The 13,719-nt window shown below is 28.9% G+C and carries 10 protein-coding genes and 1 other annotated feature (1 of these 11 only partly in view); of the genes, 8 read left to right on the top strand and 2 right to left on the bottom strand.

Annotation, left to right across the window (positions count from 1 at the left end):
* Positions 1-62: a binding site (T-box leader), on the top strand; it begins 223 nt to the left of the window's first position.
* 67 nt (positions 63-129) lie between these two features.
* Positions 130-1,335: an argininosuccinate synthase gene (locus K0039_RS10295; RefSeq protein WP_228104965.1), complete on the top strand. Its 1,206-nt coding sequence runs from the start codon at positions 130-132 to the stop codon at positions 1,333-1,335.
* A 72-nt stretch (positions 1,336-1,407) separates the two neighbouring features.
* Here K0039_RS10295 and K0039_RS10290 read toward each other — a convergent pair whose 3' ends face one another.
* Positions 1,408-2,625, bottom strand: coding sequence for a cation:proton antiporter (locus K0039_RS10290; protein WP_228104964.1), 1,218 nt, complete (start codon positions 2,623-2,625; stop codon positions 1,408-1,410).
* 353 nt (positions 2,626-2,978) lie between these two features.
* Here K0039_RS10290 and K0039_RS10285 point away from each other — a divergent pair, with 353 nt between their 5' ends.
* The 6 genes from K0039_RS10285 (at position 2,979) to clpB (ending at position 10,155) form a co-directional block, all read left to right on the top strand.
* Positions 2,979-4,028, top strand: a complete 1,050-nt coding sequence (locus tag K0039_RS10285; RefSeq protein WP_228104963.1) for a BMP family lipoprotein — start codon at positions 2,979-2,981, stop codon at positions 4,026-4,028.
* Between the two features lie 172 nt (positions 4,029-4,200).
* Positions 4,201-5,223, top strand: coding sequence for a threonine aldolase family protein (locus K0039_RS10280; protein ID WP_228104962.1), 1,023 nt, complete (start codon positions 4,201-4,203; stop codon positions 5,221-5,223).
* A gap of 27 nt (positions 5,224-5,250) precedes the next feature.
* Complete coding sequence (locus K0039_RS10275; RefSeq protein WP_228104961.1) at positions 5,251-6,009, top strand: ABC transporter ATP-binding protein; 759 nt, start codon at positions 5,251-5,253, stop codon at positions 6,007-6,009.
* Entirely contained in the window at positions 5,990-6,910 is a 921-nt protein-coding gene (locus K0039_RS10270; protein WP_228104960.1) for a SufB/SufD family protein, read from the top strand. Before K0039_RS10275 ends, K0039_RS10270 begins: the two co-directional genes overlap by 20 nt.
* Positions 6,911-7,146: 236 nt before the next feature.
* Positions 7,147-7,341: a hypothetical protein gene (locus K0039_RS10265; RefSeq protein ID WP_228104959.1), complete on the top strand. Its 195-nt coding sequence runs from the start codon at positions 7,147-7,149 to the stop codon at positions 7,339-7,341.
* 219 nt (positions 7,342-7,560) lie between these two features.
* A complete protein-coding gene (gene clpB / locus K0039_RS10260) occupies positions 7,561-10,155 on the top strand; it encodes an ATP-dependent chaperone ClpB (protein ID WP_228104958.1) in 2,595 nt (864 codons plus the stop codon).
* A 61-nt stretch (positions 10,156-10,216) separates the two neighbouring features.
* On the opposite strand, the gene helD is transcribed toward clpB, so the two are convergent.
* Positions 10,217-12,454: an RNA polymerase recycling motor HelD gene (gene helD / locus K0039_RS10255; RefSeq protein WP_228104957.1), complete on the bottom strand. Its 2,238-nt coding sequence runs from the start codon at positions 12,452-12,454 to the stop codon at positions 10,217-10,219.
* 619 nt (positions 12,455-13,073) lie between these two features.
* Between helD and K0039_RS10250 the strand changes: the two genes are divergently transcribed.
* Positions 13,074-13,715, top strand: a complete 642-nt coding sequence (locus K0039_RS10250; protein WP_228104956.1) for a histidine phosphatase family protein — start codon at positions 13,074-13,076, stop codon at positions 13,713-13,715.
* Positions 13,716-13,719: the final 4 nt, after the last annotated feature.

Genomic DNA, 13,719 nt, shown 5'->3' with positions numbered 1-13,719 from the left:
GGCGATATGAACACAGTGAATTTTATTAATTAGAGTGGTAACGCGGTAAATTCGTCTCTTGGATTAAATCCAAGGGACTTTTTTTATTGTAAAAATTAAACAATGGGAATAAGAAGGGGGATAATAACTATGAAAGAAAAAGTAGTACTAGCATACTCAGGTGGATTAGATACATCTATAATAATACCATGGCTTAAAGAAAACTATGATATTGATGTAATTGCTGTTTGTGCCAACGTAGGCCAAGAGGATGATATGGATAAAATACATGATAAGGCTATAGCTAGCGGTGCAATAAAAGCTTATTGTGAAGATTTAAAAGAAGAGTTTATAACTACAACAATTTATGCTGCTATTAAAGCAGAAACAAAATATGAAGGAAGATATTTACTTGGAACTGCTTTAGCAAGACCAATAATAGCAAAAAAATTAGTTGAAATAGCTCATAAAGAAGGTGCTAAGTATATTTGCCACGGATGTACAGGAAAAGGAAATGACCAAGTTCGTTTTGAAGGTACTATAGCAGCACTTGACCCATCAATAAAAGTTATAGCACCTTGGAGAATGTGGGATATAAAATCTAGAGAAGATGCTATAGATTATGCTCAGTCACATAATATACAAGTAGTAGCTACGAAAGAAAAAATTTATTCTGTTGATGATAACTTATTCCATGTATCAACAGAAGGTGGAGATATAGAGTGCTTACAAAATGAGCATAAGGAGGACATATACAAAAAAACTCAATCGCCAGAAGCTGCTTGTGATGTAGCTGAATATGTAGAGATATATTTTGATAAAGGTGTACCTAAGAAAGTTAATAATAAAGAATTATCTCCAATTGAATTATTAGAAGCTTTAGACAAATTAGGATGTAAACATGGTATAGGCATAGTAGAAATATTAGAAAATAGATTAGTTGGAATGAAATCTAGAGGAATATATGAAACTCCAGGAGGAGAACTTTTATATACTGCTCATAACTACCTAGAAAGTGCCACTCTAGATAAAGATTCTCTTCATTTAAAACAAAGATTATCATTAGAATATGCTGATTTGATATACAATGGTAAATGGTATTCAAAGGCTTGTAGTGCAATAACAGCATTCATGGACGAAACTCAAGAAAACGTAACAGGATCAGTAAAACTTAAATTATACAAGGGAAATATAAAACCTGCTGGAATATTTACTGAAAATGCATTATATGATGAAAGTATATCTTCATTTGGTGACAGTGAGTTATACGATCACAAAGATGCTGAAGGATTTATAAACTTATTTACTCTTCCACTTAAAATTAATGCCATGAAAGACAAGAAAAATAATAAGTAAGAAATACTTTAAACAAAAACTCTACTTACTAATCAATAAGTAGAGTTTTTGTTTTATTAATTTTATTTATAGCTAAGATATTGCATCTAACTTTTCTTTATTTTTCTTAATTTCATAATTGTATGACATCTTTAATAATATTGGCGACAATATGGTTGTAGCTATAACCACGATTAGAATTGGAGCTAAAACAGTGGTGTTAATTAGTCCTGCGCTAAAACCTTTATTAGCAACAATTAAAGCCACCTCACCTCTAGATACCATGCCAATACCCACTTGCAATGATTCACTATTAGAGTAATTAAACAATTTGCAGCCTAAACTACAACCTACTACTTTTGATAAAACAGCAACAATAGTAAGAATAATGGCAAATAATATTATCATTGGAGTCATTTTAGGTAATACTAGTTTTAAACCTATACTTGCAAAAAATATGGGTGATAAAAGTGCATAGGATACTGTATCTAATTTATCACCAATATAATACTTCTTACTTATAGGTGATAAAGTAAGCCCTGCTATAAATGCACCTGTTATATCTGCCACACCAAAATATGTTTCTGATATATACGATAAAAGCAAACAAAAAGCAAATGCTGCTATTACATAACGTCTTTTATGTTTTGAATCTTTATCAAGCCAATTTTTGAATATAAAATAAAATATACCACTGGCAATTGCAGCAAATATAAAAAAGCAAAATATTTTTAATAAAACTTCAAAAATATGTACATCAGGATTTGCAAAACTAATAACTATTGTAAGTGCAATAATTCCAAGGATATCATCAATAATTGCAGCACCTAATATGGTATTTCCTACTTTTGAATTTAATTTTCCCATTTCCTTAAGAGTCTCAACAGTAATACTAACTGAAGTAGCTGTAAGAATAGTCCCTATAAATATATTTTGAAGAAATGCATTTGCCTTAGCTTCAAATGGTATTAATCCATGACGATTGAAATACATTGCAACAAAAAATCCACCTGCAAGTGGAACTATAATTCCTAAAATAGCTGTTACTAAAGAAGCTTTTCCAGACTGTTTCAACTCACTTATATCTGTTTCCAATCCTGCGAAAAACATTAACAGTATTACCCCTATCTCAGCTAACTGAGTTAAAAATTCTGTTTCATGAACAATGTTTAAAACTGCTGGCCCTAAAATTAAACCAGCAAATAAGGCTCCAACTACTTGAGGCATTTGACACCTCCTAGAAATTAAGCCAAATAATTTTGTAGAAATTAGAATTAAAGCAATATCTAATATGTAACTATATGATTCCATAATACGTCCCCTTTTCTAAAATAATAATTAAATATTAAGTATCCCTCAATATCACCATCTTAGTACATAAAAGGTAATATATCAACATTAATAAATTTTTAACTAATTTATAGTAATTATTTTAAAAAATAAACTGAATTTTTATAATTTAAGCTTTTATTTTATAAAATTAAAGTAAGTTAAGTTTTATTTTGTTAATAATTCTATTATGATAAGCAGAGGATTAAAGGATTTTTTTTTGCATTTAGGAAATAATAACTTTAGAATTTTAATAAGTACTTACATTATTTATAGATGAAGAAATTTATATAAAATCTATATTTAATATAATTAAACATAGCGGAGGTAGTTTTATGACATTAAAAAAATTCATTGCGATAACTATGGTTACATCAATGTTAACTACTTGTATGACAGGATGTACCACTAAGAAAAACAATCCCACTGGCAATAATGAGTCGAATAAAAAAGAGTATACTATTTCAATGATTACAGATGTTGCTGGTGTTAACGACCACTCCTTTAACCAAAGTGCCTGGGAAGGATTGAAAAAAGCAGAAAAAGATTTAGGTGTTAAAGTTAAATATTTAGAATCAAAACAAGATGCAGATTACTCTACTAATGTGGAAACTCTTGTAGACGACGGGACTGATTTAATAGTTGGTGTTGGATCAAAATTAGCTCCAACAATTGAACAAGCAGCTAAGGATTATCCTGATCAAAAATTTGTACTTGTAGATGAAACATATAAAAAAATTCCTTCTAACGTAGAGTCAATTTTATTTAGAGCTGAACAATCAGCATACTTAGTTGGTTTAATCGCTGGAAAAATGACAAAAACAAATAATGTTGGATTTATTGGCGGTATGGATATGTCTGTTATAAATACATTTAAATACGGTTATATGGCTGGTGTAAAAGCAGCAAATACAAAATGTAAATTACAAAGTCAATATGCAAACTCATTTTCTGATCAAGCAAAAGGAAAAGCAATATCAAATCAAATGATGTCCAATAGTGCTGATGTAATATTTATAGCTGGTGGTGATGTAGGAACTGGTGCCATAGAAGCTATTAAAGAATCAAATAAATATGCTATTGGTGTGGATAGAGACCAAAGTGACTTAGCTCCAGATAATGTTTTAACTTCTGCTATAAAAAGAGTAGATATTGGTGTATATGAAACAGCAAAAAGATTTATAGAAAATAAATTTGAAGGTGGAAAAGAAACAACTTATGGACTTAAAGAAGGTGCTGTTGGTATACCTGATTCAACATCTAAATTAGTTCCTAAAGATGTTTTAGACTATGTTAAAGAAGAAATTAAAAAACTAGAAAGTGGAGATATTGTAGCTCCTAAAGATGAAACTGAATATAATAGATATCTTAATACTTTAAAATAAATACTGAGTTTTCTTAATAAAAAGAGTAGAGAAATCTACTCCTTTTTTATTTAAAGCTTCTTAAAATCTATTTATAACAAGAAATATATATATCAATTAAAATATATGTAGATACAATAACAAATTTTGTATAATATTAATTATAAGTAATATATTAATTTTGGAGGTATTTATGTACAGTTTTACAAATGATTATAGTGAAGGTGCACACGAAAATATACTAAAAGCACTTTTAGATAGTAACCTAAAACAAAGTTCAGGATATGGACTTGATGAATATAGTGAAAAAGCAAAGGATATACTAAAAAATGTACTTAAAAATGAGAAAATAGATATTCACTTTATACCAGGTGGCACTCAAGTTAACTTAATATGTATATCTTCTTTCTTAAAACAATATGAAGCTGCCATTGCTGCAGATACTGGACATATTGCAGTACACGAAACTGGAGCAATCGAAGCTTGTGGTCACAAGGTTATTACAGCAAATAGTAATGACGGAAAATTAACAGTAGATAAAATAGAAAAAATATTAAAGATACATACTGATGAGCATATGGTTAAGCCAAAACTAGTATATATATCTAATGCAACAGAGATTGGTACAATATACAAAAAACAAGAATTAATAGATTTATATACATATTGTAGAGAAAAGAATTTGTTATTCTTTATAGATGGAGCTAGAATGGGCTCAGCAATAACAAGCATAGAAAACGATTTAGAACTTTGCGATTTAGTTAATCTTTGTGATGCATTTTACATAGGTGGAACTAAAAATGGAGCATTATTTGGTGAAGCTCTTGTTATTTGTAATGACTCACTAAAAGAAGATTTTAGATATAATATAAAACAAAAAGGTGCTTTACTTGCAAAAGGAAGACTTCTTGGAATTCAGTTTATGGAATTATTTAAAGATGATTTATTCTTCAATTTAGCAAAACATGCCAATGAAATGGCTGCTTTAATTCAAGATGCTTTAATTGAAGAAAACTATAAATTATTAATTAAATCACCTACTAATCAAATATTCCCTATACTACCTAATTCATCTATAGAAAAATTAAGAGAAAAGTATTCATTTAATACATGGGAAGAATACGATGAAAATCATACAATTATCAGACTTGTTACTTCATGGGCAACAGAAAAAGATAAAGTATTAGATTTTATAAAAGATTTAAAAAACTTATAATAATAATCTTAGAAAGGAATGTTTACAATGCTTGAACTAAAGAATATATCTTTTAAAGTTAAAGCTTTAGATAGTAATGAAGAAATTACGATTTTAGATAATGTAAGCTTTAAAATTGATTCTGGAAAGATGTTAGTTATAACAGGTCCAAATGGTGGAGGAAAGTCCACATTGGCAAAAATCATAATGGGAATAGAGAAACCAAGTAGTGGACAAATTTTATTTGACGGTATTGATATAACAAATTTAAATATTACAGAAAGAGCAAAATTAGGTATAGGTTATGCTTTCCAACAACCACCTAGATTCAAAGGTGTAACTGTAGAGAAAATGTTACAATTAGCTTCTGGTAAAAATCTATCAGAAGAGTTATGTTGCGAATATTTATCTAAAGTAGGCCTTTGCTCTAAAGAATACTTAAAAAGAGATGTAGACAACTCTTTATCTGGTGGAGAATTAAAAAGAATAGAGATAGCCTCATTAATGGCAAGAGATTCTATAATATCAATATACGATGAACCAGAGGCAGGAATTGATTTATGGAGCTTCTCCATGCTTGTAGATACTTTTACAAACTTCAAAAAAAGCAGTGACCAAAGTGTTATCATAATATCTCATCAAGAAAGAATTATAGACTTAGCTGATGAATTAATAATAATTTCTGATGGAAAAATTCAAAATATAGGCACAAAAGCTAAAGTTTTACCTTTACTACAAGGTGATATGAAAAATTGTCTATGTCAAATGAAGGAGGTAGCACTTACTCATGAGCGAGTTAATGATTAAAAACCTATTAAAAACTATAGCAGATATTACTGGAGAAGTTGATGGCGCATTCAATCTAAGAAGCAATGGATGCGGTGTGGAGAGAAGATCTAGTGAAAATATTATAATAACTCCTAAGGAAGATAAACCGGGAATTGACATAACAGTTAAACCTAACACTAAAAACGAAACTGTACATATACCCGTAGTAATAACAGAAGATAATGTTAATGATTTAGTATATAACGATTTTTATATTGGAGAAAATGCAGATGTAACTATTGTAGCTGGATGTGGTATTCACAACGATGGATGCGGTACTAGTGAGCACGATGGTATACATACTTTCCACATAGGAAAAAATGCTAAAATTAAATATGGAGAAAAACATTACGGTGAGGGAAGCTCTGAGAGCAAAAGAATATTAAACCCAACAACAATAGTACATATGGATGAAGATTCTTATTGCGAGATGAATATGACTCAAATAGAAGGAGTTGATTCAACTAAAAGAGAAACAGAGGCATTTTTAGGAAAGGGCGCAAAATTAATAATAAATGAAAAATTAATGACTCATGACGATCAAATTGCTCATTCAAATGTAAGATGCAATCTAAATGGAGAAGATTCCATATTACAAATTATATCTCGTTCTGTTGCCAAAGATGAATCTGTTCAAGTATTTCATCCAATAGCCATAGGAAATGACAACTGCAAAGCTCACGTACAATGTGATTCTATAATTATGGATAAAGCTAAAGTAAGCTCTATTCCAGAAATTCAGGCAAATCATACTGATGCACAAATAGTTCATGAAGCTGCCATAGGTAGGATTAATAATGAACAATTGCTAAAACTTGAAACCTTCGGCTTAAGCGAAGAAGAAGCTGAAGAAGTAATAGTAAACGCATTTCTAAGTTAGTATATAAAGAGAAGTAACTAGTTTACTTCTCTTTTTAATATTAAGATATAAATATTAGTCTAATTTATATTAAATGACTATAAAGTGCTAAATTTCATAAAGAGAACAAACGTTCTTATGCTTAAAAAATAGCACTTTAATAATATTATTTTAATTAAGTTGCCTTTTTAAATGAAGAATACTAATTATATTTTAGGATAAATTATTAATATAGTATGGATTATAAGGAGGACAAAATGGCTAAAGATAAACATAAAAGAGAAGATGACAAAACTAGATATAATGGAAATGATAAGAAAAATCCACACTTCAAATTAGAACTTGGTGAAGAGCTAAATTTAGAACCTAGACTTAGACCTTCAAAAACAGGATCTGTAGCTCAAAACACAGCAAGACCTATTAGCACTCACAAAAAACATCAAGATAAATAAGAAAATATTACCTTATCTAAGAAAGAAGTGAAAGCTTCTTTCTTTTTTAACTGATTTGTCATATTTTAATTATAAATGTTTACAAAAATGTATACTAAAAATTCTTAAATTTAATGGAAATTTTTCTGTAAGAGTTCTATAATATTTTTTGAGGTTAGCTTTACAAAAAAATTTGCTTTGCTTAAATTTAAATCATGCAATATTAAAGGAGGGATTTTAATGGATATTGAAAGAATGACTGTTAGAGTTCAAAAAAGTTTAAATGAAGCTTACAATGAGGCTGTTAAGCATCACAACCAAATGGTTGATGTAATTCACTTATTTTCAGCTTTAGTAAATCAAGAAGACGGTTTAATTCCTAATATTTTAGAAAAAATGAATATATCTGTTGCTGCTCTTAGAAGTAGCATCAACGAAGAATTAGACAAGCTTCCTCAAATTTATGGAGAAGGAATTAATTCACAAGGTGTAACTGCATCTAGAAACATTGAAGAAGTATTAATAAAAGCGGAAGACATTTCAAAAGACTTTAAAGATTCCTACATAAGTGTGGAACATGTAATGCTTGCTATTATGGAAATGACTTCTATCTCAAACGTAAAAAAAATATTAAACATGTACAATATAAATAAAAATGATTTTCTTCAAGTATTATCTGCAGTAAGAGGTAGTCAAAGAGTAGAAAGCCAAGATCCTGAAGGAACTTACGATGCTTTAGCTAAATTTGGTACAAATTTAGTAGAACTGGCTAAAAAACATAAACTAGATCCAGTTATAGGTAGAAACGAAGAAATAAGAAGAGTTATAAGAATTTTATCTAGACGTACTAAAAACAATCCAGTGCTTATAGGTGAACCTGGTGTTGGTAAAACTGCCATAGTAGAAGGCTTGGCTGAAAGAATAGTTAGAGGAGACGTTCCAGAAGGATTAAAAGATAAAATAATTTTCTCACTAGATATGGGTTCACTAATTGCTGGTGCCAAATATAGAGGTGAATTTGAAGAAAGACTAAAAGCAGTACTTAAAGAAGTACAAAATGCAGAAGGAAAAATAATATTATTTATAGATGAGATACACACAATAGTTGGTGCTGGTAAAACAGAAGGTTCTATGGATGCAGGTAACTTAATAAAACCAATGCTTGCCCGTGGAGAACTTAATTGTATAGGTGCTACTACTTTTGATGAATACAGAAAATATATCGAAAAAGATAAAGCACTTGAAAGACGTTTCCAACCAGTAATAGCTGAGGAACCTACGGTTGAAGATACAATCTCTATCCTAAGAGGGTTAAAAGAAAGATTTGAAATACATCATGGTGTAAGAATTCATGATAGTGCTATAGTTGCTGCTGCAAAACTTTCAAATAGATATATACAAGATAGATTTTTACCAGACAAAGCCATAGACCTAATAGACGAAGCTGGTGCCATGATAAGAAGTGAAATAGATTCTCTTCCTACGGAATTAGATATGGTAAGAAGAAGATTATTTACTTTGGAAACTGAAAGAGAAGCATTATTAAAAGAAAAAGATGAAAAAAGTAAGCTAAGACTAGCAGAGCTTCAAAAAGAAATTGCAGAGCTTAAATCTAAAGATGATGAAATGACAGCTAAGTATGAAAAAGAAAAAGGCTTAATTACAGAAATTAAAAATTTAAAATCAAAATTAGATGCAGCTAAAGGCGATGTGGAAAAATACGAAAGAGAATACGACTTTAATAAAGTTGCTGAAATAAAATACGGTGTTATTCCTGATTTAGAACAACAAATAAAAGAAGTAGAAGAAAAAATGAAATCAGGATATGATAATGCTCTACTAAAAGAAGAAGTAACAGAAAACGAAATTTCAGAAATAGTTTCTAAATGGACAGGTATACCTGTTACAAAACTAGTTGAAGGAGAAAGAGAAAAACTTCTTAAGCTAGAAGATGAGCTTCATGAAAGAGTAATAGGACAAAATGAAGCTGTAACTGCCGTAGCCAATGCAGTAATAAGAGCAAGAGCAGGATTAAAAGATGAAAACAAACCAATTGGTTCATTTATATTCCTTGGACCTACTGGTGTGGGTAAAACAGAACTTGCAAAAACACTAGCTAAAACTTTATTTGATAGTGCAGAAAATATAATAAGAATAGATATGTCTGAATATATGGAAAAACATTCAGTGTCTAGACTTGTTGGACCTCCTCCAGGATACGTAGGCTACGAAGAAGGTGGCCAATTAACAGAAGCTGTTAGACGTGCGCCTTATTCAGTAATTCTATTTGACGAAATAGAAAAAGCTCACGAAGATGTTTTCAACATGTTCTTACAAATCTTAGATGATGGTAGACTTACTGATAACAAAGGTAAAACTGTAGACTTTAAAAACACAATTATTATAATGACATCAAATATAGGAAGTAGCTACTTATTACAAGATGAAGGAAATATTACAGAAAAAACAAAAGATCTTGTTATGGGCGAAATGAAAAGAAGATTTAAACCAGAATTCTTAAACAGAGTAGATGACATTATAATGTTTAAAGCCTTAGATAAAGAAGAAATTAAAAATATTATAGATATCTTTGTAAAAGCCTTAGCAAACAGATTAAAAGATAAAGACATTACAATAGAAATAACAGATGAAGCTAAAAATATTATGGTTAAAGAAGGCTATGATCCAATTTATGGTGCAAGACCACTAAAAAGATACATTGGAAACACTTTAGAAACTATGATAGCAAGAAGAATGATTGCTGGTGAAATTTATAATGGATGTACCATATTAGTTGATGGTGATAATGACAATATAACTATAAAAGTTAAATAAAAAAAACTCTATCATAGTTATCTGACAACTGTGATAGAGTTTTTTGTAATTTATAAAGTTATTATTTTAATAAAGAAGTAATTTCTCCTAAGTAATATATATTTAACACATGAAGAGCTCTTGTACAACAAGTGTAAAGAAGTAACCTTTCATCTTCACTGTTATAATTTTTATTACTTACATCATGTATAAATACCACATCAAACTCAAGGCCTTTAGCTAGATATGAAGGTATTACTAATACACCGTTTGTATACGAATCATCATCTTTTTCTATAGAAACTACGTCTATATTATTTGCTTTTAACAAGTTATATAAATCTCTTGTTTCACGTGCTGTTTTTGTAATGATACCAATAGATTTATAATTTTTTTCTTTATAATTATTTATCTCTTCAATAAGTTTTTTATTCATATGACTTTCATGAGAAAAACCAATAACATTAGGCTCTTCACCATGTCTTTCAACATATTCATCATTTATATTTTCTATAAGGAGCTTTCTCGAAAATTTAGTAATTTCCATTGTTGAACGATAACTTTTTGTTAAGTTTATTATACAAGTATCATCCTTTGATATATTATAAATATTATTATAATTTCCAACATTCATAAATGGATTGATTGATTGATTTATATCTCCAAGTATTGTCATCTTTGCAGATTTAAAAAGTTGATAAAATATTTCATATTGTAGTGGAGTATAGTCTTGTGCCTCGTCTATAATTACATATTTAATTTGTGATGTAGCAGGAGCATCACCAAGTGCAACTTTTAAGTATAAAAGTGCAACTTGATCTTCATAATAAAGATTTCTTGTATTTAAATTTTCCATTGTGTAAGTCTTTATATGATTTATAAAATTCTTATCATAAGAAGTCGCTAATCTATTTAAAAATTTATTTGAATACTTAAATAGATTTCTGTAAATGTTTACCACGTTAAACTCTGTCATTCTTGAAATCTTATCATAAACATCTTTTAACTGTTTCTTTACAGTTAAGGTGCTTTCTTCTTTCATTTCTTGTCTGTCTATATAATATCCAGATGAATCAAGTTCTTCATATATTTCCTTAATCCAAGCTTCTTCATATGGCTCAATAAGAAATAATATTCTTGATTTTATCTTTTCTAATCTTTTTTTTATTGGTCTGTCTGCAAAATCATTTAAAAATAGTTTTTGTATCTCTTGTGATGAAATTATTAATTTATCTCTTACAATAATATCTTCAAATTTTCTCTCTTTTGTTTCTAAGTGATTTATATATTCTTTTAAAATATTCATAAACTCTACTGATGTTTTAAAATTTATATTCTTAATTCTATCTTTGTAAGTTAATGTTTCATTAGAATCAAGTATATACTCCATCATCTCTGAAGGTGTTTCTTTTCTAAACCCATTACCTATTTTCTTGTGCATATAATCTTTAAATGTAGTTTGATACATATTTTCTTCACCAAGTTGAGGTAATACATTTGAAATATAGTCATTAAAAATATTATTTGGCGAAAATATTATTATATTTTGAGATGTTATTCTATCTCTATGTTTATATAATAAATATGCAATTCTATGAAGTGCTACAGAAGTTTTTCCGCTTCCTGCAGCTCCTTGAACAATTAAATTTTTATAATCCTCATTACGAATTACTTGGTTTTGCTCTTTTTGAATAGTAGTAACGATACCTTTCATTTTATCATCAGAGCTTTTACTCAACAGTTCTTGTAACATTTCATCATCTATACTTAAATTACTATCAAACATATACTCAATTATTCCATTATTGATTTTATATTGTCGCTTACTGGTTATTTCTCCAGAGATTACACCTTGTGGGCATTCATAGCCTGCCTGTCCAATTTCATAGTCATAAAACATACTTGAAATAGGCGCTCTCCAGTCATACACAAGAAAATCGAAATCTTCATCTGTAAGATTTGATAATCCAATATAACACTTTTCAGCATCTAGTTCATTTTTTTCAAGAAAGTCAATTCGACCGAAATAAGGAGATAAAAGCATTTTTTCATACTTTTCTTCAAGTTTTTTGTTGAACTCATGACTTCTTTTTTGATTTTTCATAGTATCCATAGCTGATACGAACTCTGAAATTTGATCTAATCCATTTGTTATGGAAACAGATCCTAAGTCATTCCATAATTCCCTTTGTGTTTCTTTTGCTTCTTTTTGTAACCTATCTTTGGCTTCACGTTTTTCATCAAGTTGTTTTGTAGTCTCTTTAAGAACTTTTTCCAACCATTCATTTTCTAGATTCCATTCATAATTATTAATACTCACTCTACGTCCTCCTTGATTATACAAATCAACTTATTTTAATCTTCTATATCAATTATATACAAAATGAGATATATTCATAGTCTAAAAAAGTATCTATATTTACGATATAATTACAGTGGGAGAGTAAATAATATACTTTTTGACTATAAAATGCAGATGAAAATATATCTTTTAAATTAATTTTTTCCATGTAATGATTCTGAATATAGTTAATAATTGTCTTTATTCTTGAATTTAATTTTTAATTTAATAGAATGGGTTGGTGTATTATGTATAATTATTACAATTTCAATTCTTTCATTTATCAAAAAAGATGATGGTTCAGTAGACAAAGAAGAAAATGAGGTCATTTCTAAATAGGACTGAATTACAATAATATAATTTAATTGTATATAAAAAGGTTAAAATACTACTAAAAGTGTTTTAACCTTTTTCGTGTATTTATGATATAATTAAAATTTAGAGATGAAAAAATTCGCTGAGCTCATGACGTCAATGATATACCTTTGCTAGCGCTGCAGGTATATCCGTTACTTAAAATTTGCTGTGTCTGAGCAACGTGTTGGCGAAGCACTTTATGAGCAAATACATAAGGATAAAATAACTACAGGAGGACAATATGACGAATACTATATATTTAGTTAGACATGGCCAAACAGAATGGAATATAAAAGGGAAAACTCAAGGTCATGGTAATTCAAAATTAACTGAAAAAGGTGTTAATCAAGCTAAAGAACTAGCTGATAGCATGGTTAAATATCCTATTGACTACATATATTCAAGTGATCTTGGTAGAGCAGTAGAAACTGCAGAATTAATAAGTGATAAATTTGATTTAGATGTAATAAAAACTTCAGGTCTTAGAGAAATGGGCTTTGGAGCATGGGAAGGTCTTTTAATAAAAGAAATTCAAGAAAATTATAAAGACATATATCATACTTGGAGAAATGAGCCTCACCTTGCAGAGATACCTGGTGGAGAAACCCTTCAAATTATAAAAGAAAGAACAGATAAATTTTTAGATGAGTTAAATGAAAAATATGATGGAAAACATATTGTACTTGTAACTCACTCTGTAACAGCAAGAGTAATACTACTTTCTGTTTTAAATTCAGGTATGGAAAATATCTATAGAATTAATCAAGGAAATACTGCACTAAATGTTATTGAATTTAGAGATTATGGCCCAGTTGTAATAAAAATGAACGATACAAGCCATATTAAAACTAATCATAAACTAGAAAATAGCGCATTAGAATAGGAGA

Source organism: Terrisporobacter mayombei, assembly GCF_020748465.1.
GTDB lineage: Bacteria > Bacillota > Clostridia > Peptostreptococcales > Peptostreptococcaceae > Terrisporobacter > Terrisporobacter mayombei.
This window is presented reverse-complemented; position numbering and strand designations above follow the sequence as displayed.

What these genes read in the sequence shown, in the direction of transcription:
- K0039_RS10295 (WP_228104965.1), top strand. Translation starts at nt 130, where the DNA reads ATGAAAGAAAAAGTAGTACTAGCATACTCAGGTGGATTAGATACATCT.
- K0039_RS10290 (WP_228104964.1), bottom strand. Translation starts at nt 2,625, where the DNA reads ATGGAATCATATAGTTACATATTAGATATTGCTTTAATTCTAATTTCT.
- K0039_RS10285 (WP_228104963.1), top strand. Translation starts at nt 2,979, where the DNA reads ATGACATTAAAAAAATTCATTGCGATAACTATGGTTACATCAATGTTA.
- K0039_RS10280 (WP_228104962.1), top strand. Translation starts at nt 4,201, where the DNA reads ATGTACAGTTTTACAAATGATTATAGTGAAGGTGCACACGAAAATATA.
- K0039_RS10275 (WP_228104961.1), top strand. Translation starts at nt 5,251, where the DNA reads ATGCTTGAACTAAAGAATATATCTTTTAAAGTTAAAGCTTTAGATAGT.
- K0039_RS10270 (WP_228104960.1), top strand. Translation starts at nt 5,990, where the DNA reads ATGAGCGAGTTAATGATTAAAAACCTATTAAAAACTATAGCAGATATT.
- K0039_RS10265 (WP_228104959.1), top strand. Translation starts at nt 7,147, where the DNA reads ATGGCTAAAGATAAACATAAAAGAGAAGATGACAAAACTAGATATAAT.
- clpB (WP_228104958.1), top strand. Translation starts at nt 7,561, where the DNA reads ATGGATATTGAAAGAATGACTGTTAGAGTTCAAAAAAGTTTAAATGAA.
- K0039_RS10250 (WP_228104956.1), top strand. Translation starts at nt 13,074, where the DNA reads ATGACGAATACTATATATTTAGTTAGACATGGCCAAACAGAATGGAAT.